The organism is Citrobacter sp. Cf125, from assembly GCF_030333935.1.
Taxonomy (GTDB): domain Bacteria; phylum Pseudomonadota; class Gammaproteobacteria; order Enterobacterales; family Enterobacteriaceae; genus Citrobacter; species Citrobacter freundii.
In genome coordinates this window covers 566,776-591,808 of the sequence record NZ_JAOWEY010000025.1, presented here as the reverse complement: position 1 = coordinate 591,808, position 25,033 = coordinate 566,776, and the positions used below count along the sequence as shown (strand labels likewise).

Annotated in this window: 25 protein-coding genes and 1 riboswitch; of the genes, 9 read left to right on the top strand and 16 right to left on the bottom strand. The window is 54.8% G+C overall.

Going from position 1 to position 25,033, the window contains the following annotated elements:
• Window positions 1-124: 124 nt before the first annotated feature.
• Genes OGV89_RS19495 through OGV89_RS19485 form a run of 3 tightly spaced genes read left to right on the top strand, consistent with a single transcriptional unit; the run spans window position 125 to window position 3,086 of the window.
• Entirely contained in the window at window positions 125-886 is a 762-nt protein-coding gene (locus OGV89_RS19495) for an endonuclease/exonuclease/phosphatase family protein (protein WP_003837036.1), read from the top strand.
• Window positions 883-2,124: a cardiolipin synthase ClsB gene (gene clsB / locus OGV89_RS19490; protein ID WP_003845400.1), complete on the top strand. Its 1,242-nt coding sequence runs from the start codon at window positions 883-885 to the stop codon at window positions 2,122-2,124. Before OGV89_RS19495 ends, clsB begins: the two co-directional genes overlap by 4 nt.
• Window positions 2,124-3,086 (top strand): lysylphosphatidylglycerol synthase domain-containing protein, encoded by a 963-nt coding sequence (locus OGV89_RS19485; RefSeq protein WP_032938557.1) that lies wholly within the window; start codon window positions 2,124-2,126, stop codon window positions 3,084-3,086. Before clsB ends, OGV89_RS19485 begins: the two co-directional genes overlap by 1 nt.
• Before the next feature lie 39 nt (window positions 3,087-3,125).
• On the opposite strand, the gene OGV89_RS19480 is transcribed toward OGV89_RS19485, so the two are convergent.
• The 6 genes from OGV89_RS19480 to moaA all read right to left on the bottom strand — a co-directional run bounded on the left by OGV89_RS19480 (window position 3,126) and on the right by moaA (window position 6,573).
• A complete protein-coding gene (locus OGV89_RS19480) occupies window positions 3,126-3,830 on the bottom strand; it encodes a Bax inhibitor-1/YccA family protein (RefSeq protein WP_003831536.1) in 705 nt (234 codons plus the stop codon).
• A gap of 41 nt (window positions 3,831-3,871) precedes the next feature.
• Entirely contained in the window at window positions 3,872-4,324 is a 453-nt protein-coding gene (gene moaE / locus OGV89_RS19475) for a molybdopterin synthase catalytic subunit MoaE (RefSeq protein ID WP_032938561.1), read from the bottom strand.
• Window position 4,325: 1 nt separating this feature from the next.
• On the bottom strand, window positions 4,326-4,571 hold the full coding sequence (gene moaD, locus OGV89_RS19470; RefSeq protein ID WP_032948888.1) for a molybdopterin synthase sulfur carrier subunit: 246 nt from the start codon (window positions 4,569-4,571) through the stop codon (window positions 4,326-4,328).
• Window positions 4,564-5,049, bottom strand: a complete 486-nt coding sequence (gene moaC / locus OGV89_RS19465) for a cyclic pyranopterin monophosphate synthase MoaC (RefSeq protein ID WP_003035188.1) — start codon at window positions 5,047-5,049, stop codon at window positions 4,564-4,566. The genes moaD and moaC overlap by 8 nt, the downstream gene beginning before the upstream one ends.
• Before the next feature lie 2 nt (window positions 5,050-5,051).
• Window positions 5,052-5,564 carry a molybdenum cofactor biosynthesis protein B gene (gene moaB / locus OGV89_RS19460; RefSeq protein WP_003035187.1) on the bottom strand — a complete coding sequence of 171 codons (513 nt, stop codon included), beginning with the start codon at window positions 5,562-5,564 and terminating at the stop codon, window positions 5,052-5,054.
• A 19-nt stretch (window positions 5,565-5,583) separates the two neighbouring features.
• Window positions 5,584-6,573, bottom strand: coding sequence for a GTP 3',8-cyclase MoaA (moaA, locus tag OGV89_RS19455; RefSeq protein ID WP_032934386.1), 990 nt, complete (start codon window positions 6,571-6,573; stop codon window positions 5,584-5,586).
• A riboswitch (molybdenum cofactor riboswitch) is annotated at window positions 6,561-6,706 on the bottom strand. It overlaps the preceding gene by 13 nt.
• A gap of 329 nt (window positions 6,707-7,035) precedes the next feature.
• Between moaA and yvcK the strand changes: the two genes are divergently transcribed.
• Complete coding sequence (yvcK, locus tag OGV89_RS19450; RefSeq protein ID WP_088902524.1) at window positions 7,036-7,944, top strand: uridine diphosphate-N-acetylglucosamine-binding protein YvcK; 909 nt, start codon at window positions 7,036-7,038, stop codon at window positions 7,942-7,944.
• Window positions 7,945-8,066: 122 nt separating this feature from the next.
• Here the strand turns inward: yvcK and uvrB are convergent, their stop codons facing one another.
• Window positions 8,067-10,088, bottom strand: a complete 2,022-nt coding sequence (gene uvrB / locus OGV89_RS19445; RefSeq protein ID WP_003837055.1) for an excinuclease ABC subunit UvrB — start codon at window positions 10,086-10,088, stop codon at window positions 8,067-8,069.
• 410 nt (window positions 10,089-10,498) lie between these two features.
• Between uvrB and OGV89_RS19440 the strand changes: the two genes are divergently transcribed.
• Both OGV89_RS19440 and OGV89_RS19435 read left to right on the top strand, forming a co-directional pair.
• A complete protein-coding gene (locus OGV89_RS19440; RefSeq protein ID WP_136345716.1) occupies window positions 10,499-10,846 on the top strand; it encodes a hypothetical protein in 348 nt (115 codons plus the stop codon).
• Between the two features lie 11 nt (window positions 10,847-10,857).
• Window positions 10,858-11,580: an ABC transporter ATP-binding protein gene (locus tag OGV89_RS19435; RefSeq protein ID WP_003035181.1), complete on the top strand. Its 723-nt coding sequence runs from the start codon at window positions 10,858-10,860 to the stop codon at window positions 11,578-11,580.
• Here the strand turns inward: OGV89_RS19435 and bioD are convergent.
• Genes bioD through bioB form a run of 4 tightly spaced genes read right to left on the bottom strand, consistent with a single transcriptional unit; the run spans window position 11,546 to window position 15,170 of the window.
• Complete coding sequence (bioD, locus tag OGV89_RS19430; protein ID WP_016149822.1) at window positions 11,546-12,244, bottom strand: dethiobiotin synthase; 699 nt, start codon at window positions 12,242-12,244, stop codon at window positions 11,546-11,548. The two genes, OGV89_RS19435 and bioD, sit on opposite strands and share 35 nt — an antisense overlap.
• Window positions 12,237-12,992 (bottom strand): malonyl-ACP O-methyltransferase BioC, encoded by a 756-nt coding sequence (gene bioC, locus OGV89_RS19425; RefSeq protein WP_088902525.1) that lies wholly within the window; start codon window positions 12,990-12,992, stop codon window positions 12,237-12,239. Before bioC ends, bioD begins: the two co-directional genes overlap by 8 nt.
• Entirely contained in the window at window positions 12,976-14,133 is a 1,158-nt protein-coding gene (bioF, locus tag OGV89_RS19420; protein ID WP_088902526.1) for an 8-amino-7-oxononanoate synthase, read from the bottom strand. The genes bioC and bioF overlap by 17 nt, the downstream gene beginning before the upstream one ends.
• Window positions 14,130-15,170, bottom strand: coding sequence for a biotin synthase BioB (gene bioB, locus OGV89_RS19415; RefSeq protein WP_003837062.1), 1,041 nt, complete (start codon window positions 15,168-15,170; stop codon window positions 14,130-14,132). The genes bioF and bioB overlap by 4 nt, the downstream gene beginning before the upstream one ends.
• A gap of 76 nt (window positions 15,171-15,246) precedes the next feature.
• Here bioB and bioA point away from each other — a divergent pair, with 76 nt between their 5' ends.
• Window positions 15,247-16,536, top strand: a complete 1,290-nt coding sequence (bioA, locus tag OGV89_RS19410; RefSeq protein ID WP_058842497.1) for an adenosylmethionine--8-amino-7-oxononanoate transaminase — start codon at window positions 15,247-15,249, stop codon at window positions 16,534-16,536.
• A 57-nt stretch (window positions 16,537-16,593) separates the two neighbouring features.
• The gene (locus tag OGV89_RS19405; RefSeq protein WP_003845384.1) at window positions 16,594-17,070 is read left to right on the top strand and encodes a kinase inhibitor; all 477 of its coding nucleotides are present in this window, start codon (window positions 16,594-16,596) and stop codon (window positions 17,068-17,070) included.
• A gap of 95 nt (window positions 17,071-17,165) precedes the next feature.
• Here the strand turns inward: OGV89_RS19405 and hutH are convergent, their stop codons facing one another.
• The 5 genes from hutH to hutI all read right to left on the bottom strand — a co-directional run bounded on the left by hutH (window position 17,166) and on the right by hutI (window position 23,478).
• Window positions 17,166-18,686, bottom strand: coding sequence for a histidine ammonia-lyase (gene hutH, locus OGV89_RS19400; protein ID WP_088902527.1), 1,521 nt, complete (start codon window positions 18,684-18,686; stop codon window positions 17,166-17,168).
• Window position 18,687: 1 nt separating this feature from the next.
• Window positions 18,688-20,373, bottom strand: coding sequence for a urocanate hydratase (gene hutU, locus OGV89_RS19395; protein WP_003837071.1), 1,686 nt, complete (start codon window positions 20,371-20,373; stop codon window positions 18,688-18,690).
• Window positions 20,374-20,509: 136 nt separating this feature from the next.
• Window positions 20,510-21,229 (bottom strand): histidine utilization repressor, encoded by a 720-nt coding sequence (locus OGV89_RS19390; protein ID WP_003023059.1) that lies wholly within the window; start codon window positions 21,227-21,229, stop codon window positions 20,510-20,512.
• An 87-nt stretch (window positions 21,230-21,316) separates the two neighbouring features.
• On the bottom strand, window positions 21,317-22,258 hold the full coding sequence (hutG, locus tag OGV89_RS19385) for a formimidoylglutamase (protein WP_199998447.1): 942 nt from the start codon (window positions 22,256-22,258) through the stop codon (window positions 21,317-21,319).
• Window positions 22,255-23,478 carry an imidazolonepropionase gene (gene hutI, locus OGV89_RS19380; protein ID WP_032938576.1) on the bottom strand — a complete coding sequence of 408 codons (1,224 nt, stop codon included), beginning with the start codon at window positions 23,476-23,478 and terminating at the stop codon, window positions 22,255-22,257. Before hutI ends, hutG begins: the two co-directional genes overlap by 4 nt.
• A gap of 224 nt (window positions 23,479-23,702) precedes the next feature.
• Here hutI and OGV89_RS19375 point away from each other — a divergent pair, with 224 nt between their 5' ends.
• A complete protein-coding gene (locus OGV89_RS19375; protein ID WP_003837077.1) occupies window positions 23,703-24,986 on the top strand; it encodes a putative acyl-CoA thioester hydrolase in 1,284 nt (427 codons plus the stop codon).
• Window positions 24,987-25,033: the final 47 nt, after the last annotated feature.

Sequence of the window (25,033 nt, the reverse complement as noted above, 5' to 3'; positions counted from 1 at the left end):
CTCCTGAAGGATTTTCAACTAATTGTTCAGAGTACCGGACTTTACGGAAAATTCCGCAACACTGCATCTTTTTGTGACGATGACTACACTATTTTATTTAGGAAGTGACGCCAACGGGAGGCTCATGAGCGGATCGGGAGTTCAATTTTCATTCAATGTGCTCACCATTAATACTCACAAAGGGTTCACCGCCTTCAACCGGCGTTTTATTTTACCTGAGCTAAGGGAGGCCGTCAGAACGGTCGGTGCAGACATTGTATGCCTGCAGGAAGTGATGGGTGAGCACGAAGCTCATTCGCTGCACATTGAGAACTGGCCGGATACCAGCCACTACGAATTTCTGGCGGACACGATGTGGAGCGACTTCGCCTACGGGCGTAACGCCGTGTACCCGCAGGGACATCACGGTAATGCTGTGCTGTCGCGGTATCCCATTGAGCATTATGAAAATCGTGATGTTTCGGTCGGCGCGAGTGAAAAGCGCGGAGTCCTTTACTGCCGAATCGTACCGCCAATGCTCTCCCACCCCATCCATGTGATGTGTGTGCACCTCGGCCTGCGTGAAGCTCACCGCCAGGCCCAGCTCGCGATGCTGGCAGACTGGGTTAACGCCCTGCCCGACGCGGAGCCGGTGGTGATTGCCGGGGATTTTAACGACTGGCGGCAAACGGCCAATCGCCCGTTGAAAGCCAAAGCTGGCCTTGACGAGATTTTTACCCGCGCCCACGGCCGCCCAGCGCGAACATTTCCGGTGCAGTTTCCCCTGCTGCGTCTGGACAGGATCTATGTGAAAAACGCGAATGCCAGTACCCCAACGACGCTGGCGCTGCGTCACTGGCGACATTTGTCCGATCATGCCCCTCTGAGTGCGGAGATTCATTTATGAAATATGGCTGGCGTGAAGGCAATCAAATTCAACTGCTGGAAAACGGCGATCAATTCTACCCCGCCGTCTTTGACGCCATTGAACAGGCACAGCAAAAAATAATCCTCGAGACCTTTATCTGGTTTGAAGATGCGGTAGGAAAACAGCTGCATGCCGCGTTGCTCGAAGCCGCCCGGCGAGGAATCAAAGCAGAGGTGCTGCTGGATGGCTACGGCTCGCCGGATCTTAGCGACAGTTTTGTCGAAGAGCTCACCGTAGCCGGCGTTGTTTTCCGCTACTACGATCCGCGTCCGCGTCTGTTCGGGATGCGCACTAATCTCTTTCGCCGTATGCATCGCAAAATTGTGGTCATTGATGATCGTGTTGCCTTTGTTGGCGGCATCAATTACTCCGCTGAACACATGTCTGATTACGGTCCGGAGGCCAAGCAGGATTACGCCGTGCGCGTTGAAGGTCCAGTCGTTGCTGACATTCTGAAATTCGTGCTGGAAAACTTGCCCGGACAGAGTGCTGTACGACGCTGGTGGCGACGTCATCACCGGGCAATCGACAATCATCGCCCCGGCGAAGCGCAGGCGCTGTTTGTCTGGCGCGATAACGAAGAACATCGTGATGATATTGAACGCCACTATCTGAAAATGCTGACCCAGGCACGGCGGGAAGTGATCATCGCCAATGCCTACTTCTTTCCCGGCTATCGCTTTCTGCATGCCATGCGTAAAGCGGCCCGACGGGGCGTGCGGGTAAAACTCATCGTGCAAGGTGAACCGGATATGCCGATTGTGAAAGTGGGTGCCCGCCTGCTGTACAACTATCTGGTAAAAGGCGGCGTCCATGTCTATGAATACCGCCGTAAACCTCTGCATGGCAAAGTGGCGCTGATGGACGATCACTGGGCGACGGTGGGTTCCAGCAATCTTGATCCACTGAGCCTGTCACTGAATCTGGAGGCAAATCTGATTATTCATGACCGCACGTTTAATCAGACCCTGCGTGACAACCTGAATCCTATTATTGCGCAGGACTGCAAGCGGGTTGATGAATCCATGCTGCCAAAACGCACCTGGTGGAACCTGACCAAGAGCGTACTGGCCTTCCACTTTTTACGCCACTTCCCGGCGCTGGTCGGCTGGCTGCCGGCGCATACCCCGCATCTGGCCGAGGTAGAGCCGCCCGCGCAGCCTGCTCTGGAAACTCAAGACCGTATACAAACTGAGGATGCAGGAGGGAAAACCTGATGGCAAAAAGCCACCGACGCTGGCGGTTAGCGAAAAAGATCCTCACATGGCTGTTTTTTATTGCGGTGATCGTGCTGCTGGTTGTTTATGCCAGCAAGGTCAACTGGCAGGAAGTGTGGACGGTAATTCGCGATTACAATCGGATCGCCCTGCTCAGCGCCGTGGGGTTGGTGATCGTCAGTTATTTACTTTACGGCTGTTATGATCTGCTCGGGCGCTACTACTGCGGCCACAAACTGGCAAAACGCCAGGTCATGCTGGTGTCATTTATCTGTTACGCCTTCAACCTGACGTTGAGCACCTGGGTGGGTGGTATAGGGATGCGTTATCGCCTTTACTCGCGCCTCGGATTGCCGGGGGGCACAATAACGCGGATTTTTTCGCTGAGTATTACCACTAACTGGCTGGGCTATATTCTGCTGGGCGGTTTTATATTTACCTTCGGCGTCGTCGAACTGCCCGCACACTGGTATATCGATGAAGGCACATTGCGCATCTTAGGCATTGCGCTGCTGCTGATTATTGTTGTTTATCTGTGGTTTTGCGCCTTCGCTAAACATCGTCACATCACCATCAAGGGCCAAAGACTGGTGCTGCCCTCCTGGAAATTTGCCCTCGCGCAAATGACGATATCCAGTGCGAACTGGATGGTAATGGGGGCGATTATCTGGTTGTTGCTCGGTCAGAATATCGATTATTTCTTCGTGCTGGGCGTGCTGCTGGTGAGCAGTATTGCCGGCGTAATCGTGCATATTCCGGCGGGGATCGGCGTGCTGGAAGCGGTGTTTATGGCGCTGCTGGCAGGAGAGGACTCGTCTCAGGGAACGATCATTGCTGCCCTGCTCGCGTATCGCGTGTTGTACTATTTTATTCCGCTGCTTCTGGCACTGGTGTGTTATTTGCTGCTGGAGAGTCGGGCAAAAAAGTTGCGGGTAAAAAACGAGAAGGCGATGGCGAAATAATTCACCGGATGGCGGCTTACGCTATCCGGTGACGGAAAATTAACGACGATTGCCGAAGATACGCAGCAGCATCAGGAACAGGTTAATGAAGTCCAGATACAGCGTTAACGCCCCAAGAATAGCGTATTTACGCAAGTTGGAACTGTCGCGCAGATCGATCTGCTCACCGATATTTTTCAGCTTCTGCGTGTCATAGGCGGTCAGGCCGACAAACACAATCACCCCTATGTACGTCACCGCCCACATCAACGCTTCACTCTTCAGCCAGAAGTTAACCAGCGAGGCCAGCACAATACCAATCAGCGCCATAAACAGCATATTGCCGAAGCCGCTCAGATCACGTTTGGTGGTGTAGCCATACAAGCTCATGATCCCGAACATCCCTCCGGTAACCACAAAGGTGCTGGCGATAGACGAGTAGGTATAGACGATAAAAATGCTTGATAGCGTCAGCCCGGTTAATGCCGAATAGAGCATAAACAGCGTGGTCGCCATACCCGCGCTCAGCCTTTGCACCATGCCGGACAGGACGAACACCAGCGCCAGTTGAGCGATGATCAGGCCAAAGAAGGTGATTTTGCTGGAGAAGACAAACATCATCACTGCGGGCGTATTTGCCGCATACCAGGCGATAAACGCCGTCAGCAACAGTCCGCAGGTCATCCAGCCGTATACCTGCGCCATATACGTTTGCAGGCCGGAACGGGCCTGTACAATAGAATCGGATCGTGGGAATCGGTCCATGACAATCTCCTGAATCAGTATGAGCCTACAACAATTGTACTCTACCAGCGTTTTGCTGCTAGCTTATCGCTGTCTCGGGCATCAACCCAGCGCTCACCTTCCGGCGTGGCCTCGCGCTTCCAGAACGGCGCGCGGGTTTTCAGGTAATCCATAATGAACTGCCCGGCATCAAACGCGCTGCTGCGATGCGCACTGGTCACGCCAACAAACACGATTTCGTCACCCGGCCACAGTTCGCCAATGCGATGAATCACCGTCACCCGACCCAGCGGCCAGCGCAAACGCGCTTCGTCGACAATCTCCGCCAGCGCTTTTTCGGTCATTCCCGGATAGTGTTCCAGCGTTAACGCCTTAACGCTGTCACCGAGATTGTGATTGCGCACTTTACCGGTGAAAGTGACTACCGCGCCATCTTCATCGCGCTCTGCCAGCCAGGGATACTCATCCCCGACGCGAAACGGCGCAGGGCCAACAACAATTCGCGTTTCAGTCATTTTAGCCTCCGGTTACGGGCGGGAAGAAAGCGACTTCATCACCCGCGTTAAGAGGATGATCAAAACTGACCAACGTCTGATTTACCGCCGCCAGCAGCTTGCCGTCTTCCAGCGCCAACGCCCAGCGATCGCTTTTTGCCGCAAGATGCTTGCGCAGCGCTTCTACCGTTGCAAACTCGGCGGCAACCTCTAACGCATCGGTGTTTACCAGTTCGCGTACCTGAGCAAAGAAGAGAACCTTAATCATGCGCATCTACCTTAAAATCTCCGGACTTGCCGCCGCTTTTTGCCAGCAGACGCACCGGACCAATCACCATATCCTTTTGCACCGCTTTGCACATATCGTAGATGGTCAACGCCGCCACGGAGGCCGCCGTTAACGCTTCCATTTCAACGCCGGTTTTACCGGTCAGGCGACACAGCGTTTCAATCCGTACGCGGTTGTGCTCCGGTTCAGCGTGAAGATTGACTTCCACCTTACTCAGCATCAGCGGATGGCACAGCGGGATAAGATCCCAGGTACGTTTGGCGGCCTGAATACCCGCAATACGCGCCGTGGCGAATACATCACCTTTATGGTGGCTGCCATCGATAATCATCGCCAGAGTTTCGCTACGCATAGTCACGAATGCTTCAGCACGCGCCTCGCGTACAGTTTCCGCTTTGGCGGAGACATCCACCATATGCGCTTCGCCAGCGGCGTTAATATGAGTCAGTTGCGACATACTTATTTCTTCAAATGTGGGTGGAAATTACACGGACGCGTACGGGCATCAAGCTGCGGCGCAATGATATTTTCCCAGGCGGTACGACACGCTTTGGTCGAACCCGGCATGGCGAAAATCAGCGTTTTATTGGCCACTCCGGCAATCGCGCGGGATTGCAGCGTCGCGGTGCCAATCTCTTCAAACGACAGCATACGGAAGACTTCGCCAAACCCTTCAACTTCTCTGTCAAACAGCGGTTGCAGCGCTTCCGGCGCCTGGTCCCCTTCGGTTAACCCGGTACCGCCGGTAATGAGCACTACCTGTACATCATCACTGGCAATCCAGGCAGAAACCTGGGCGCGGATGGCGTAACGGTTTTCTTTGACAATCGCCTTATCGACAATCTGATGACCCGCTTCTTGCGCCGAGTCACGCAGATAATGGCCGGAGGTGTCATCTTCTTCGCCGCGACGGTTGGAAACAGTAAGAATAGCAATGCGTGTCGGGATAAATTCAGCGCTTACCTGACTCATGAAAAACTCCTTTTAGCGATCAGCCGCCAATGTAAGATAAGTTTTGCGTAATACCGGTATTGTTCTGATGCAGGAAATGGGTCTGCTTTTTCTCCAGCAGCGCGGCTGAAATACGTTCTTCCAGCGCCGGCTGCTGAGCGTCATCTTCCAGCAAATCACGCAGGCTTACGCCGCCTTCACCAAATAAACACAGATGAAGCTTGCCAACAGAGGAAACGCGCAGACGATTACAGGTGGCGCAGAAGTCTTTCTCATAAGGCATGATCAGACCAATTTCACCAACATAATCAGGATGACAGAAAACCTGAGCCGGGCCGTCGCTGCGCTGTCGGATCTGGTGGATCCAGCCGCGACGCAGCAGCTCATCGCGAAGTACCTGTCCGGAGATATGGTGTTTACGGAAGAGAGAGCTGCCCTCGCCCGTTTCCATCAGTTCAATAAAACGCAGTTGGATTGGCCGAGGTTGGATCCACGCAAGGAAGGTGTCCAGTTGATGATGGTTTACGTCGCGCATCAGCACGGTGTTGACTTTCACTTTTTCAAAACCCGCATCAAAGGCGGCGTCAATGCCTGCCATCACCTGTTGAAACTTGTCCTGCCCGGTAATGGCATGAAACTGACGGGCATCCAGGCTGTCGACGCTGACGTTGAGCGCGGTCAGTCCGGCATCGCGCCAGGCAGCAGCATCTCGCGCCAGACGATAACCATTGGTGGTTACCGCAATCTGACGGATGGCGTCGTTTTCGCGCACGGCGGCGATAATGTCCGTAAAGTCGCGACGCAGTGAAGGTTCGCCCCCTGTCAGACGCACTTTTTCCGTTCCCAGACTGGCGAACGCGCGCGTGACACGGCGAATTTCATCAACGGTCAGAAAGCCGTTATTGGTGACCCCACCGGGCTTATAGCCATCCGGCAGGCAGTAGGTGCAACGAAAGTTACACACATCGGTAATCGACAAACGTAAGTAGTAAAACTTACGTGCGAAAGCATCGGTAAGTTGAGAGCCCATGTACACCTTTCCAAATACGGGAGACGTAGTCATTTCTTCCTGCGCCCTGGTGACAAACTTTTTCAAGTCTTGTCACGGCCAAAGCACCGTATCATTTGACCCAGGTGCAGAGGCTAGAGTGTTTATACTCGTCATACTTCGTGTTGCAGATGCGTTGGCTTCCGGCAACTCAAATTATTAAGAGTACTTAGTGGTTATGCCGATACTAGCGTGTAAATGACGCTTTTGCCATGTACACTTTCGCTATATAAATACATACATAACGACATGATCGTGCAATTTCGCTACAGAATAAGCAAAAATCACAGTTTTGCATTGATATACATCATCTTGCCATCAGGTGGATCTCGCCAGAAAGGAGTAGACCGCAGAAAAAAATTACGGCAGATGCCGACTGGATAATTGCTGAAAACACGCTATTTACGTTACTGTAACGCCGATCAATTGATATCAGGAAAATATATGCGCACTCGCACGCTGGCAGATCTGGACCGCGTTGTCGCTCTCGGCGGAGGGCATGGATTAGGACGCGTTCTCTCCTCTCTTTCCCCATTAGGTTCCCGCCTGACGGGTATCGTCACCACCACGGATAACGGCGGGTCGACAGGTCGTATTCGTCGCTCTGAAGGAGGGATAGCCTGGGGAGACATGCGTAACTGTCTGAACCAGTTAATTACCCAACCCAGCGTTGCATCCGCCATGTTTGAGTATCGTTTTGGGGGTAATGGCGAACTTTCCGGGCATAACCTCGGAAATCTGATGTTAAAAGCGCTCGATCACCTCAGCGTGCGGCCTCTGGAAGCCATCAATTTAATTCGAAGCCTGTTGAAGGTCGATGCGCATTTAATTCCGATGTCGGAGCTGCCGGTGGATTTGATGGCTATAGACGATCAGGGACATGAAGTTTATGGCGAAGTCAATATCGATCAGCTCACCGTCCCGCCTCAGGAACTGATGCTGTCGCCAAAAGTCCCCACCACGCGGGAGGCGGTTGAGGCTATCGCCGAAGCGGATTTGATTCTGATAGGACCTGGCAGTTTTTACACCAGCCTGATGCCGATTCTGTTACTCAATGAAATGTCACAGGCATTACGTCGCACACCGGCTCCGATGGTCTATATAGGCAATCTTGGGCGCGAATTAAGCCTGCCAGCAGCCAGCCTGACGCTTAGCGATAAGCTGGCCATTATTGAACAGTACGTCGGGAAGAAAGTGATTGATGCGGTGGTTGTGGGGCCGAAAGTGGATGCATCCGCCGTTACCGACCGCGTTGTCATTCAGGAAGTGCTGGAAGCCAGCGATATTCCATACCGCCATGACCGCCAGCTATTGCATAGTGCGCTGGAGAAAGCGGTGCAGGCGCTAGGCTAAACGGATTTGCCTGATGCGCGGCGCTTATCAGGCCTACAAAACGCTCTGCTCCGGCATCCGACCTACGAACGCGATCTTTGCCGTAGGCCGGATAAGGGGTTTACCCCGCATCCGGCACACTCTTACGATGCTGCGATAAACAACTCGCGCAGTTGATGCAACTGGTCGCGGATCGTCGCTGCCTCTTCAAATTCAAGATTCTGCGCATGCTGCATCATCTGCCCTTCCAGCTCGTGAATCTTCTGCTGCAGCGCTTTTGGCGTCATATCCAGTTCCACAACTTCAGACTTCGCGCCTGCGCGTGACTTCCCTTTGCCTTTCGCCTTGGTCTTCGCAATATTCTGACCCAGCGCCAGAATATCGACTACTTTCTTATTCAGGCCCTGCGGCGTAATACCGTGCTCTTCGTTGTAGAGTTGCTGCTTCTCACGACGACGTTCGGTTTCACCAATCGCTTTAGCCATTGAGGCGGTAATTTTATCGCCGTAGAGAATAGCCTTACCGTTGATGTTTCGCGCCGCACGACCGATGGTCTGGATAAGCGAACGTTCAGAACGCAGGAACCCTTCTTTGTCTGCGTCCAGAATCGCCACCAGGGAGACCTCAGGCATGTCCAGACCTTCACGTAACAGGTTGATACCCACCAGCACGTCAAACTCGCCCAGACGCAGGTCACGAATGATTTCCATGCGTTCCACAGTATCGATGTCAGAGTGCAGATAACGCACCCGCTCGCCATGTTCTTCGAGGTATTCTGTGAGGTCTTCTGCCATCCGTTTGGTCAGCGTGGTGACCAGCACACGTTCGTTAATCGCCGCACGGGTGCGGATCTCCGACAGCAGATCGTCAACCTGCGTCGCCACCGGACGCACCTCAATGACCGGATCCAGCAGGCCGGTCGGTCGTACCACCTGATCGACCACTTCATCACCGGATTTCTCCAGCTCATAGTTGCCCGGCGTCGCCGAAACGTAGATAGTTTGCGGAGCCAGCGCCTCGAACTCTTCAAATTTGAGCGGACGGTTATCCAGCGCCGACGGCAGACGGAATCCGTATTCGACCAGGGTTTCTTTACGCGCCCGATCACCGCGATACATGCCGCCAATTTGCGGGATAGTCACGTGGGATTCATCCACCACCAGCAGGCCATCGGCAGGCAGGTAATCAAACAGCGTCGGCGGCGGCTCGCCAGGGCCGCGCCCGGACAGATAGCGGGAGTAGTTTTCAATCCCCGAGCAGTAACCCAGCTCATTCATCATTTCCAAATCGAACTGGGTACGCTGACTTAAGCGCTGTTCTTCCAGCAGTTTGTTATTTGCCAACAGGACTTTACGCCGCTCTGCCAGCTCAACTTTGATTTCTTCCATCGCCTGCACGATACGTTCTCGCGGCGTCACGTAGTGCGTTTTAGGATAGATGGTGTAGCGCGAAATTGTGGATTCGACCTGTCCGGTCAGCGGGTCAAACAGCGATAAACGTTCGACCTCTTCATCAAACAGTTCCACGCGCAGCGCGATGTCATCGGATTCTGCCGGGAAAATGTCGATCACTTCACCGCGCACGCGGAAGGTCCCGCGCTGGAATGCCTGATCGTTGCGGGTATATTGCAGCTCCGCCAGACGACGCAGGATCGCACGCTGGTCGATAATCATCCCCACCGTCAGGTGCAGCATCATTTTCAGGTACAGATCCGGGTCACCCAGACCATAAATCGCGGAAACCGACGCCACGACAACGACATCGCGACGTTCCAGCAGCGCTTTGGTTGCCGACAGGCGCATCTGCTCAATATGTTCGTTGACCGAAGCATCTTTCTCGATGAAGGTGTCAGAACTGGGTACGTAGGCTTCCGGCTGATAATAGTCGTAGTAAGAGACAAAATACTCCACCGCGTTATCCGGGAAGAACTCTTTCATCTCACCGTACAGCTGAGCAGCAAGTGTCTTATTGGGGGCCAGCACCATGGTAGGACGCTGCAAGTCCGCAATCACGTTAGCGATGGTGAATGTTTTCCCCGACCCTGTCACCCCCAGTAGCGTCTGATGCGCCAGACCATCCTCCAGACCTTCTTCCAGGCGACGAATCGCCTCAGGCTGATCGCCAGAGGGTTTAAAAGCGGAATTTAGTTTGAACGGTTTACTCATGAGCAGCTACCTGAAGCAATGGGCGGGCAGGTGTGTAATTTTACTCGCAGCAGTATATTTTGCCAGTAAAATATACTGGATGAAAAAACAGTAACGCGCCAGAATATTTCTGTTACCCCAGCAAAATGGCCGTGGCTACAGGCTAAAATTTGTCCGCAGGCAAGATAAAACACCAGCAAAAATGTGTTATCCCCAAACCAATGACTTTTTTAACATTTGTCAAGCTACTCGATGAAAGTTTTGTGGCAACGCATGACACTTCTGCGACAGCCATTGCATTTATCTAACATCCTGTAATCTAATGATTATTATCTCGAGCCGTCTTTCGCATCAATTTAGTCGCAGGCCGCGTCTTCTCTCGCTTACATTGTGTTTTCTAACCCTAATACACAAGGTTATCCACAGGAATAGTGGATAACTGCCTCCAGCCCGTATGGACTGTAGCCTGGCAAAAACGTCCTGATGGTCTTTTCTGGTGGGATAAAAAAAAATTATCGCTATTTTTTGATATTTATCAGCTAACGAAGCGACCTCGGATGGCCGAGATCTTGCTCGCATTTTCATCATTTTCCTGCCTGCACCATCACGACACCACCAGGCACTGCCAATGTGCACAAAACAATGTCAGGAATGCGGTCAGTAAGAATTTACCGCCAGCGCTGCACGCCATCCTGCTGTATTTTTCCCCAATTCCGCTTCTGGCAAGAGATTTGCAGTTTTCTCCCGACCACCAGTCCGCGAGGCGGATATCATCATGAGGGAGAAATCTATGTTGAGTCTTCGTGCAGTGAATCACTATTACGGTAATCAACACTCGCTTTGGGATGTCGATCTCGACCTGTTGCCCGGTAAATGTACCGCCGTGCTGGGTCTTCCAGGGATGGGAAAGACTACGCTTGCCAATTGCATCATCGGCAATTTACCGATTGAGAGCGGAACCATGTTCTGGCATCAGGCTGGCGCACCACCTTGCGATCTGCTTCAGATTCCGGCGGCAAAGCGCATTGCACTAGGTATTAACTGTGTATCACAGGAGCGGCGAATTTTTTCGCAGTTGACGGTAGAGGAAAATCTGCACATTGCGCGCCAGGCGGTTGAGGAAAGCGAAGCAATGAACAGCAGCGATATTTACCGCCTGTTTCCACAGCTGTTTGTACTGCGTCAGGCCAAAGGGGTGGCATTGTCGGAGGAAAATCAGCACCAGCTTGCACTCGCCAGCGCGTTGGTCACTCGCCCGCGTCTGCTGATCCTCGATGAGCCCACACGAGGAACAGGCCAGGCGTATATCCACAAACTGGGGAATCTGATTGTGAGGCTAAGCCAGGAGCTTGGCATCACCATTATGCTCGCGGAGCAGAGCCTGCCGTTCATTCGTCGGGTCGCCGACTGCTATTGCTTGTTACATCGTGGCCGCAACGTGGCTCAAGGGCAAATAACACAATTCAGCGACCCGCTAATCAACGACTGGTGGATGCCAGAGACAAAACGCTAAGATCGATATAACGACCTGTCGATGCTTGCTCCGGCTCTTCTGCCAGCCAGGGAATTTCCCCCAGCAGCGGAGCCGCAAGCGCACGCTTTAGCGTCGCCATATATTCAGCATGACGCTTGCCGGGGGGCGTCACATCATTGGCAACCCATCCGGCGAGCGTCAGCCCAGCCTGCTGCACCGCCTGGGCGGTCAAAATGGCATGATTGATACAACCGAGCTTAACGCCAACCACCAGAATCACCGGCAGTTGTTCCTCTTTTACCCAGTCAGAAAAACTCAGCGTTGGCGAAAGCGGCGTAAACCATCCGCCTGCACCTTCCACCAATACCCAGTCAGCCTGTTCTTCAAGCAAGCGTAAGCCCGCAGACATCACGGAGGCCTCAATGGGGCGCCCTTCGTCAGCACTGATGATATGCGGTGAGGTAGGTTCCGCGAAGGTATACGGATTGATGGCTGCATAATCCACGGCTACAACGCTGTTGCGCTGTAGAGCCAGCGCATCGCTGTTTCGCAGACCTTCATCCGTCATTTCACTGCCTGACGCCACCGGCTTATAGCCGACGGTTCGCAATCCCAACTGTCCCGCCGCCTGAAGCAACGCACAGCTGGCGATAGTTTTACCTACTTCGGTGTCCGTCCCGGTGACAAAATACGTGTTAGTCACGTTGAATCACTCCCAAAAAAAGATGATAGGTCAGCGGATATTTCCCCTGCTGACAGGGCCAGGCGAGCTGTAGCTGACGCAGTTGCGAGCGGGTCAGCACACGCTGCTCGCGTCCATCATGCAAATGCGTCGCGCCAATACCCTTCAACGAGCGCATGGCGCTCAGCGCATCGTAAAACCACAGCGTGACGGCATGAGACTGGTATTCAACGTCCCAGCCGCACAGCGCGTTTTCCAGTTGCTCCACGGGCAAAAAACGGTTGGCATGCTCCCGGTCATCAACTGTTCGCCACGCCTGACGAAGTTCCGGCATCGAACCTTGCGCCAGGGTACTAAACGCCACAGTTCCGCCAGGACGCACCACCCGGTATAGCTCGCTTAACGCACCGCGTAGGTCGCTGCACCACTGCACGGCCAGATTGCTCCAGGCCAGGTCGAAAGTGGCAGCGGCCTGCGGAATGGCTTCGATATCCGCCAGCAGATAGTGATGGGCAACATCGTGACGCTGCGCTTCAGCCAGCATTTGCGCCGACAGATCCAGCGCGCAGACCTCGCTCCCCTGCTCCCGCCAGTAGCGACTCATACGCCCAGGCCCACAGCCCGCGTCCAAAACCCTTGAGAACGCCCGGCCATCGAGTTGTGCCAGTAACGCATCGGCACTCTGACGTTGCAGCTCTGCGTGTTGCTCATAGTAGGTGGCAGCGCGGCCAAACGCGGCGGCAATCGCCTGTTTATTGACCTGCACCATGCAACACCTCCAGTAGACGATCGATATCCTGCACCTCATGCGCCTGGGTCAAAGTCAGCCGTAATCTGGCCGTACCGGTGGGCACCGTTGGTGGGCGAATTGCCGTCACCCAGCATCCCTGTTGCCGTAACGTCTGTGCCAGTTGCAGGGCTTTATGATTGTCGCCAACGATCAGCGGTTGAATAGCGCTATCTGAATGCGCCAGCGTCAAATCCGTAGTATTCACTCCAGCGCGAAAACGCTGGATCAGCATCGCTAACTTTTCCCTGCGTTCATCGCCTTCACGGCTGCGGATCACCGCCAGCGCGGCGCGTAAGGCCTGCGCCTGCGCCGGAGGCATACTGGTGCTGTAGATCAGATGGCGGGCAAACTGCAACAGATAGTCGGCCACGCTATCAGAACACAGGATCGCCGCACCGCTGACACCAAACCCTTTGCCAAACGTCACCACGAGCAGCTCAGGTTTCACCTGTTGTCGAGAGCACGAGCCGCGCCCTTTCTCACCGCTTACGCCAATCCCATGCGCATCATCCACCAGCAGCCACGCGCCCTGCCGTTTCGCCACCGCGTGGATTTCTGCCAGTGGCGCACTATCGCCATCCATGCTGAATACGCCTTCAGTGACCACCAGTTGCTGCCCCGGACAGGGGGAAGTCAGCAGACGCTCCAGATGTTGCGGATCGTTATGGGTAAAGCGACGTAAAACAGCAGGGCTAAGGCTGGCGGCCTCCAACAGCGAGGCATGGCTAAGCCTGTCGGCGACAATGCGATCGTCTTTTTCCATCAATGCGGCTATCACTGCCTGATTAGCGGCAAAACCGGAGATGAACAACAGCGCCCGGGAATAGCCGAGCCACTGCGCCAGCTCTTCTTCCAGCGCCTGATGAGCAACGGAATAACCGCTGACATGGCCCGAGCCGCCACTGCCGACGCCAAAACGCTCTGCACCCTGCTGCCACGCGCAGATAATCTGCGGATGGTGGCTTAAGCCGAGATAGTCGTTGCTGGAGAAATTCAGATACTGACGACCGCCAGCCTGTAACCAGCGACCAGCACCCTGTGTCACTGCATAGCGCCGACGCCACGCATCAGCACGACGACGCGCCGTTAGCGCATCGTCGATTTTTTGCTGCCAGGTCATACGGTTGCCGCGTTGTAGTAATCGTCGGTATCCGGGGTACGCAGCGCCTGCTCCAGACGTTGTTGCTGTTCGTTATCACCCGCCAGTACCGCCGTTTGCTGCGGGTTAAGACCCAGCTTACGGAACAACAATAAATCTTTATCTTCGTTCGGGTTCGGCGTGGTCAGCAGTTTGCAGCCGTAGAAAATCGAGTTGGCCCCGGCCATAAAGCACATTGCCTGGGTTTGTTCGTTCATCTGCTCGCGCCCGGCAGAAAGACGTACGTATGAGGTCGGCATCATGATGCGCGCGACGGCGATAGTACGAATAAAATCAAAAGCATCTACGTCGTCGTTATCGGCAAGCGGCGTGCCCTTCACTTTCACCAGCATGTTGATCGGCACGCTTTCCGGCGGCGTCGGCAGATTCGCTAATTGCAGCAGCAGACCCGCGCGGTCGGTCACCGTTTCACCCAGCCCCACAATCCCGCCGGAGCAAACTTTAATGCCCGCCTCACGCACTTTATCCAGCGTATCCAGGCGCTCCTGATACGAACGGGTGGTAATGATATTGCCGTAAAATTCCGGCGAGGTGTCGAGGTTGTGGTTGTAGTAGTCCAGACCCGCATTGGCCAGGCGCTGGGCCTGAGATTCGTCCAGCGTGCCCAGCGTCATACAGGCTTCCAGCCCCAGTTCTTTCACGCCCTGAACCATTTGTTCCAGGTACGGCATATCGCGTTCGTGAGGGTTCTTCCACGCCGCGCCCATGCAAAACCGCGTTGAACCGGCTTGTTTCGCCTTACGGGCAGAGTCCAGAACCTGTTCAACTTCCATCAAACGTTCCGTTTCCAGTCCGGTTTTATAGCGGGAACTTTGCGGGCAGTATTTGCAGTCTTCCGGGCAAGCACCGGTCTTAATCGACAACAGCGTACTAACTTGTACCTGCCGCGGATCGAAATGCTGACGATGAACCTGCTGCGCTTCAAACAACAGATCCAGCAGCGGTTTTTCAAATAATTCGGTGACTTGCGACATTGTCCAGCGAGAAGAATGAGCCATATTGGTATACGTTTCGTTGTTAGTTTGGTGTAGACTCGTAAACCTAAATCTTTTTAATTTGGTTTACAAGTCGATTATGACAACGGACGATCTTGCGTTTGACCAACGCCATATCTGGCACCCTTACACCTCCATGACCTCCCCGCTGCCGGTTTATCCGGTGACGCGTGCCGAAGGTTGTGAACTGATATTAGCCAGCGGTGAGAAGCTGATTGACGGCATGTCATCCTGGTGGGCGGCAATCCACGGTTACAATCACCCGCAGCTGAATGCCGCGATGAAAACGCAGATTGATGCCATGTCGCACGTGATGTTTGGCGGCATTACCCATGCCCCGGCTATTGCGCTGTGTCGCCAGTTGGTGGCGATGACGCCCGAGGCGCTGGAGTGCGTTTTTCTCGCGGATTCTGGTTCGGTCGCCGTGGAAGTCGCGATGAAAATGGCGCTGCAATACTGGCAGGCCAAAGGTGAATCCCGTCAGCGTTTCCTGACATTTCGTAACGGTTATCACGGCGATACTTTCGGCGCGATGTCGGTCTGCGATCCTGACAACTCGATGCACAGTCTGTGGAAGGGTTATCTGCCTGATAACCTGTTTGCACCCGCTCCGCAAAGTCGGATGGGCGGCGAATGGGACGAACTGGATATGGTGCCTTTTGCCCGTCTGATGGCCGCACATCGCCACGAAATTGCGGCAGTGATCCTTGAACCGATTGTGCAGGGCGCTGGCGGCATGCGCATGTACCATCCTGAGTGGTTAAAGCGCATCCGTAAGATGTGTGACCGGGAAGGCATTTTGCTGATTGCCGATGAAATCGCCACCGGATTTGGTCGCACGGGCAAGCTGTTTGCCTGTGAGCACGCTGATATCACTCCGGACATTTTGTGCCTTGGCAAAGCGTTAACCGGCGGAACGATGACCCTTTCCGCCACCCTGACCACGCGCCTGGTTGCGGAAACCATCAGCAACGGTGAAGCCGGATGTTTTATGCACGGCCCGACTTTCATGGGTAATCCACTGGCCTGCGCCGTCGCCTCTGCCAGCCTGTCGCTGCTCGAAACCGGCGAATGGCGCTCGCAGGTCGCGGCCATTGAAGCGCAGTTGCGTGAAGAACTCGCCCCGGCGGCAGATTCCCGTTGGGTCGCCGACGTGCGCGTGCTTGGTGCCATCGGCGTGATAGAAACCACGCATCCGGTGAATATGGCCGCGTTACAGAAGTTCTTTGTCGAACAGGGCGTGTGGGTAAGACCGTTTGGTAAGCTCATTTATCTGATGCCGCCGTACATCATCAAGCCCGAACAACTGCGCAGCCTGACGCAGGCCGTCAACGAGGCTGTACGCAATGCAACATTTTTTAGCGATTAATCAGCGGTAAGCTCTACGGTTTCTGGCTACACTTTTTGGCTAACGAGAGGAGTCAGCATGAAACTAATCAGTAACGATCTGCGCGATGGCGAAAAGCTTCCTCATCGCCACGTCTTTAACGGCATGGGATATGACGGGGATAATATTTCCCCGCACCTGGCATGGGATGACGTGCCCGCCGGGACTAAAAGCTTTGTCGTGACCTGTTACGATCCTGATGCGCCAACCGGCTCCGGCTGGTGGCACTGGGTGGTGGTTAACCTGCCTGCAGATACCCGAGTTTTACCACAAGGTTACGGCTCGGGGCTGGTTGCGTTGCCGGAAGGCGTGCTGCAAACACGCACGGATTTTGGTAAAGCCGGTTATGGTGGCGCTGCGCCGCCGAAGGGGGAAAACCACCGCTATATCTTTACGGTTCACGCACTGGATGTGGAGCGTATTGATGTCGATGAGGACGCCAGCGGCGCGATGGTTGGATTTAACGTCCATTTCCACTCGCTCGCCAGCGCTTCTGTTACCGCAATATTTAGCTAAGTTCTGTTATGCCGGATGTCGACTTAGCCTCATCCGGCCTACAAAGCCGACCGTAAGTCTGATAAGACGCGTCAGCGTCGCCATCAGGCAATTCTCTAGAGAAATTCAGGCAGCAATTTCAGCAATGTTCCTTGCGCTAACAGTTCGGTCGCGCACTCGATATCCGGGGCGAAAAAGCGATCCTGCGTGTAATGAGCAACCTGCTCGCGTAAAGCCTGGCGCGCCTGCTCCAGCAGCGGGCTTGAGGTTAACCCTTCGCGCAGGTCAATCCCCTGACACGCCGCCAGCCACTCTACGGCAATCACGCCGCGCGTATTTGCTGCCATCTCCCACAGTCTGCGCCCCGCCGCCGGAGCCATAGATACGTGATCTTCCTGGTTGGCGGACGTCGGTAAACTGTCTACGCTATGCGGATGCGCCAGCGCTTTGTTCTCACTCGCCAGCGCGGCAGCCGTGACTTGAGCAATCATAAAGCCGGAGTTCACCCCACCGTTTTTCACCAAAAACGGCGGCAGTTGCGACATGTGTTTATCCATCATTAACGCAATGCGTCGCTCCGATAACGAGCCGATTTCCGCAATCGCCAGCGCCAGATTATCTGCTGCCATCGCCACCGGTTCAGCATGGAAGTTGCCGCCAGAAATGACATCCCCCTCTTCGGCAAATACCAGCGGGTTGTCGGAAACCGCATTGGCCTCCACCAGCAGAACATCCATCACCTGGCGCATTTGCGTCAGACATGCCCCCATCACCTGTGGCTGACAGCGCAGAGAATACGGATCCTGCACTTTCTCACAGTTATGATGCGACTGCGAAAGCGCGCTGGTGTCGGTCAATACGTGGCGATACAGCGTTGCGGCATCAATCTGCCCACGCTGCCCTCGCGCGGCGTGAATACGGGCATCAAACGGACGACGGGAACCCAGCACGGCTTCGGTGGTCAGCGCCCCGCACACCGTTGCAGACGCAAACAGTTCCTGAGCTTCAATTAGCCCACGCAGCGCAAAGGCCGTCGAAGCCTGGGTGCCGTTGAGCAACGCCAGCCCTTCTTTTGCCTCCAGCGTTATCGGCTCCAGCCCGGCCTTTTTCAGCGCTTCGGTCGCCGGGAGCCATTCACCCTGCCAGCGCGCCTTCCCTTCTCCCAACAGCGTCAAAGACATATGCGCCAGTGGCGCCAGGTCACCCGATGCCCCCACGGAGCCTTTCGCCGGGATCAGCGGATACACCTCGGCATTCACCAGCGCAATCAGCGCTTCAATCACGCTCAGGCGAATACCGGAAAAACCGCGCGCCAGGCTGTTGATTTTCAGCACCATAATCAGACGCACCATCGCGTCGTCCAGCGCCTCGCCGACACCTGCCGCATGGGAAAGCACCAGCGAACGCTGCAAATTCTGCAAATCTTCCGTGGCGATACGGGTCTGGGCCAGCAGGCCAAAGCCGGTATTAATGCCATACGCCGTACGGCCTTCATCGACAATATTATTGACGCAGGCGACGCTGGCGTTAATAGCATCGATCGCCCCGGCATCCAGACTCAGTTTGACCGGCTGCTGCCAGATTTCACGTAGCTGGATAAAACTCAGATGGCCCGGCGTGAGTGTCATGGTGTTCATATCAGCGTTTCTCCTGCGTCGCGGCAACCATCGGCAAATTCAGCCCTTCTTCGACGGCGCATTCCACCGCAATGTCATATCCGGCGTCGGCGTGACGCATCACCCCGGTCGCCGGATCGTTATGTAAGACCCGGGCGATACGCGCCGCGGCTTCATCGGTGCCATCGCAAACAATCACCATCCCGGCATGCTGAGAGAAGCCCATACCGACCCCGCCACCGTGATGCAGCGACACCCAGGTCGCGCCGCTGGCGGTGTTAAGCAGCGCGTTCAGCAGCGGCCAGTCGGATACGGCGTCTGAACCGTCGCGCATAGCTTCAGTTTCGCGGTTCGGGCTGGCAACAGAACCTGAGTCCAGATGGTCACGGCCAATAACAATCGGCGCGGATACTTCACCGCTGCGCACCATTTCATTAAACGCCAGCCCTAGTTTCTGACGCCACTCCAGGCCGACCCAGCAGATACGCGCCGGTAAACCCTGGAAATTAATCCGCTCACGCGCCATATCCAGCCAGTGATGAAGGTGCTTATCATCTGCCACGATCTCTTTCACTTTGGCATCTGTTTTATAAATATCCTGCGGATCGCCGGACAGCGCCACCCAACGGAACGGGCCAATGCCGCGACAGAACAACGGTCGAATATAAGCAGGTACGAAGCCGGGGAAATCAAAGGCATTTTCCACGCCCATCTCTTTGGCCATCTGGCGAATGTTGTTGCCGTAATCAAACGTTGGCACGCCCATTTTGCTAAACGCCAGCATCGCCTCAACGTGCGTTGCCATTGAACGTTTCGCCGCCTGCACCGTGCCCTGCGGATCGGACACCGCTTTTGCCTGATACTCTTCCCAGCTCCAGCCAGACGGCAGATAACCATGCAGCGGATCGTGGGCGCTGGTCTGGTCGGTGACCATATCCGGGCGCACACCGCGCTTCACCAGTTCCGGCACAACGTCGGCGGCGTTCGCACACAGCGCAATGGAGACCGCTTTACCCTCGCGAGTGTATTTGTCGATACGCGCCAGCGCATCGTCAAGCGATGTCGCCTGCTCGTCCACGTAACGGGTACGCAGACGGAAATCGATTCGGCTTTGCTGGCATTCAATGTTCAGCGAACACGCCCCCGCAAGCGTAGCGGCTAACGGCTGCGCCCCGCCCATACCGCCCAGTCCGGCGGTCAATACCCAGCGCCCGCTCAGGTTACCCTGATAATGCTGACGCCCGGCCTCAACGAAGGTTTCATAAGTCCCCTGCACGATCCCCTGGCTGCCGATGTAGATCCAGCTCCCGGCGGTCATCTGGCCGTACATCGCCAGCCCTTTGGCGTCCAGTTCGTTGAAGTGTTCCCAGGTAGCCCAATGTGGCACCAGGTTGGAGTTGGCAATCAGCACGCGCGGTGCGTTGTCGTGAGTTTTGAATACGCCTACCGGTTTTCCGGACTGGACCAGCAGCGTCTCATCGGTCTCCAGTTTGGTCAGCGCGTTGACGATGGCGTCATAGCATTCCCAGTCCCGTGCGGCGCGGCCAATCCCGCCGTAAACCACCAGCTCATGCGGATTTTCCGCCACATCGGGATCCAGATTATTCATTAACATGCGCAGCGGCGCTTCGGTCAGCCAGCTTTTGGCCGTTAAGGTGGTGCCGCGTGGGGCACGAATATCCTGCTGACGATATTTGCTATGGGACATGACAGAAAACTCCTCGCGAACGTCGGATAGATAAGTAACATATACTTGTCTATACAAGTCACTGCAAGGATGATTTTAACAATTAAGATACATTTTTATTATATTGCGTCAGCAATCACGGTTTTCATCTCCTGTATCAGGACATAAACCGCCCTTGCAGTCGATAGCGGGAACCAGGGAACAGTAAACGGGCATGAGAGACAATGGATGACGCGGACCAGGTCTTGCGGCGGATCAGCAGGCAGGGATCGTGTTCTTTGATGTTCAGCAACGCGCACTCTTCGGCGCTGGCGCGAACGGCCTCAACAATATGCTCACCTTCGGTCAAGGGGGCTATCAGCGACAGGTAAGCGTGCGGCGTAGTCTGGCTGTAATCCTGCGCCAGATACTCGGGCACAATTTCGGCATTCACGCAGCGATCTTCAATCTGTACCGGCAGATCGTTCTCGTAGTGCACCATGACAGAGTGAAAAATAGAGGTGCCTTCTTTGACGTTTAATACCAAAGCCTGCTGCGCGTTTGCCCGGGTTCTTTCCAGCGTCAGCACTTCGCACCGGTGCTGATGCTGACGGGCGTTGATTTCATCCGCGATGCTGCGAATTTCAAATAGCGCGGACTGACCTTTTGGCTCGGCGACAAACGTCCCCACACCCTGCAAACGCACCAGTAAACCTTCATCCGTTAACTCACGCAGCGCCCGGTTGATGGTCATGCGGCTGAAACCATACTGCGCCACCAGCTCTGCCTCAGACGGAATGCGATCGTGAGGCTGCCAGATACCGCTGGCAATTTTTTCGCTGATCTCCTGTTTGACCTTTTCGTAAAAAGGAGCCGGAGCAGAACGGGATGGGAGCATGCGTGAGCCTTCCTTAAGCTGAAAATGTGAGTGGGTACAGTTTACAGGCATTACCCGAACCTGATAAGCGCAACGCCATCAGGTATGTCAGTGCCACCAGTGGGCGATTTGCCAGCCTAATCGCGCCGCAACCCGCGCCGCCCTGCCATCATCGTCAAAGCGTGGATTAAATTCAACCATATCCACCGCCTGTAGTTTACCGCTACGACACAGAGGCTCAATCAGTCTCAGCAGCGTCGCCAACGGTACGCCAAGCGCGGCGGGGGCCGACACACCGGGCATTTCCCACACCGGCAGCACGTCGAGGTCGATTGTCAGATAGATGACATCCAGATTGGCAATGAACTGCGCTAACTGCGCCTGCGCCGTATCACAATGCAGATCCTCCACTATGGTCACACCGAGCCGCTGGGCCTCATCCCAAAGCGCTTGGGTGTTTGCCGCCCGGCTGACGCCGATACAGGCATAGTGAAATTCACGCTGTTGTTCATCGCAAAGCTGCGCCAGCTGGCGAAACGGCGTACCGGATGTAGCCTGCCCGGCATGGCGCAAATCGAGATGCGCATCGAAGTTGACTATCCCCACTTTCGCCTGCGGGAACGCGTCCAGCACACCTGCGCCATGGGCATATGCGGTTTCGTGTCCGCCCCCCAGAACAAAGGTGCGCATATTTTCCTGCTGGCAACGCTGTACCGCATTGTGTAGCGCCTGCTGCGCGCCCTCAAGATCGGGGGCCTGCGCCACAATATTTCCCAGATCCACCAGTCGATGATGCCCATCGTGGCTGGCTAAATTCGCCAGCGCCTTGCGCAGCACATCGGGCGCTCCGGCAGCTCCCGTGCGCCCCTGATTACGTTTAACACCTTCGTCGCAGGCAAACCCGAGCAACGCTATCTGCTCGCGATACATTTCTGGGCTAAACGTCGGGCTCTGGGTGATAGTCTGAAACAGGCGCAGCGCATTCGGCGATTCGGCCCGGTCATCACGTCCCTGCCATAGCGCAGGTGAAGCAGGTTGCCAGTGAGTCATGCTATTTGTCCTTTGAATACGCGTTGGTAGAGCGGGTTGCGTCCTGGTTCATACAGGATCTCAACAGGAAGTGTGGCATCCCACACCACAAAATCGGCCACAAACCCGGCCTTCAATTGACCGTGGGTGTCGTGACGCCCCAGCGCCCGGGCCGCATGACGGGTTACGCCCGCCCATGCTTCTTCCGGCGTTAAGCCAAACTGAACGCAGGCCATATTCATCGCCCAGTGCAGGCTGATAAACGGGCTGGTACCGGGGTTAAAATCTGTCGCTACCGCCATCGGTACCTGATATTGACGCAGCAACGCTACCGGTGGGCGCTGCTGCTCTTTGAGGAAATAGAATGCGCCGGGCAGCAGCACGCCGACCGTACCGCTTTGGCTCATTGCCGCCACGCCTGCTTCATCGAGGTATTCAATATGATCGGCGGATAGCCCGTGGTAGCGGCTTACCAACTGTGCGCCGCCAAGCAATGACAGTTGTTCGACATGGCCTTTAATCGGGATGCCCAGCGCCTGCGCAGCCTGAAACACCCGCTCACTCTGCGCCAACGAAAAACCAACGCTTTCACAGAACAGATCAACGGTCTCAAACAGCCCTTGTTCCCACAGCTGCGGCAAAATGGTCTCGCACACCAGCGTAATATAGCCGTCAGGATCATCCCTGAATTCCGTTGGCGTCGCATGCGCAGCCAACAGCGTCGGGCTGATTTCAACGATATTCTCTGCCGCCAGCGCTGCCACCACGCGCAATATTTTCTCTTCTGTCGGCAAATCCAGGCCGTAGCCGGATTTTATTTCCAACAGCGTAACACCTTCTTTGATCAGCTGTTCCATCCGCTGATGGGCTACGTGTAAGAGTTGTTCATCCGTGGCGCTGCGGGTCGCCGATACGGTGGCATTGATCCCCCCACCCTGAGCGCTTATCTGCTGGTAGGAGACACCATTTAACCGCTGCTCCCATTCACCTGCGCGGTTTCCGCCAAAGACGAGATGCGTATGGCAATCAATCAGGCCAGGCGTAATCAGCCGGCCCTGCATATCAAAAGTATTGTCATGTGTGAGATATAACGATGATTCCGGGACGATATCGCGAATCTTGCCCTGGCGGACGATCAGCGCATGACCATCCACCAGCCCATATGGGGTACCACGTTCAGGATCCATAGTCGCCAGACGAACATTGCGCCAGATAACATCATCAGGGAAGAATTGCTGCATTCGACTCACCACTTGTCATAGGTTGTATAGACATTTATTTTTTATTATAGGGATGTTGTCAACCTGAAGAGCCATAATTGTTATCTATTTGTGATATAAAGACTCTCCGCGCCAGACATTGCTGCGATAAAAAACAACTTTTTACCTTTTCGCCTTCCCGTTTCGCTCAACTTAGTATAAAAAAGCAGGCTTTAATGGATAACTTTCAAAGCCCGGAGCAACCTGTGAATATATCATCAGTTTCCCGTCTGGCGCTGGCAATGGCTTTTGGCGTGACGCTGACCGCCTGTAGCTCTACGCCGCCCGATCAAATTCCTTCCGATCAGACCGCGCCAGGTACCTCTTCGCGCCCGATCTTGTCGGCCAATGAAGCGAAAAACTTCGTTGCTGCGCACTATTTTTCCGCGCTGACGCCAAACACCGCGCCATGGAGCCCTTCTTCAATTTCTCTGCCTGCACAACCTGACTTCGTCGTTGGCCCGGCAGGCACTCAGGGCGTAACCCATACCAGCATTCAGGCTGCGGTGGATGCGGCAATTATCAAACGTACGAACAAACGTCAGTACATCGCGATTATGCCGGGCGAGTATCAGGGCACGGTATACATCCCGGCAGCAACGGGTAGCCTGACGCTGTACGGTATGGGCGAAAAACCGCTGGATGTAAAAATTGGCCAGGCCATTGACGGTGACATGAGCACCGCAGACTGGCGTCGTACGGTGAACCCAGGCGGTAAATATATGCCGGGTAAACCTGCGTGGTATATGTTTGATAATTGCCAGAACAAACGTGGCACAAATATTGGTGTGATGTGTTCTGCCGTCGTCTGGTCGCAAAACAACGGTCTGCAATTGCAGAACCTGACCATCGAAAACAACCTGGGTGATAGCGTTGATGCAGGCAACCACCCGGCCGTTGCGCTGCGTACCGATGGTGATAAAGTGCAGATCAACAAGGTCAATATTCTGGGTCGTCAGAATACGTTCTTTGTAACCAACAGCGGCGTACAAAACCGTCTGGAAAACGATCGTCAGCCTCGCACGCTGGTAACCAACAGTTACATTGAAGGTGATGTGGATATCGTTTCTGGTCGTGGCGCCGTGGTGTTCGAGAACACCGATTTCCGTGTTGTGAATTCCCGTACGCAGCAGGAAGGTTACGTGTTCGCACCGGCTACTCTGTCAAACATCTACTACGGTTTCCTGGCGATTAATAGCCGCTTCACGGCAAGCGGCGATGGCGTGGCGCAGTTAGGCCGATCGCTGGATGTCGATTCCAACACTAACGGTCAGGTCGTTATCCGTGACAGCGTGATTAACGAAGGCTTTAACATGGCAAAACCATGGGCTGACAGCGTTATCGCAAAACGCCCGTTTGCCGGTAATACCGGTGCGGAAGATGACAAAGGTGAAATCCAGCGCAACCTGAACGACACCAACTTCAACCGCATGTGGGAATACAACAACCGCGGTATCGGTAGCAAAGTGGTTGCCGAGCCGAAGCAGTAACAGCGAAAAGGGATGGCTTACCGCCATCCCTGAATATGTCACTCTTT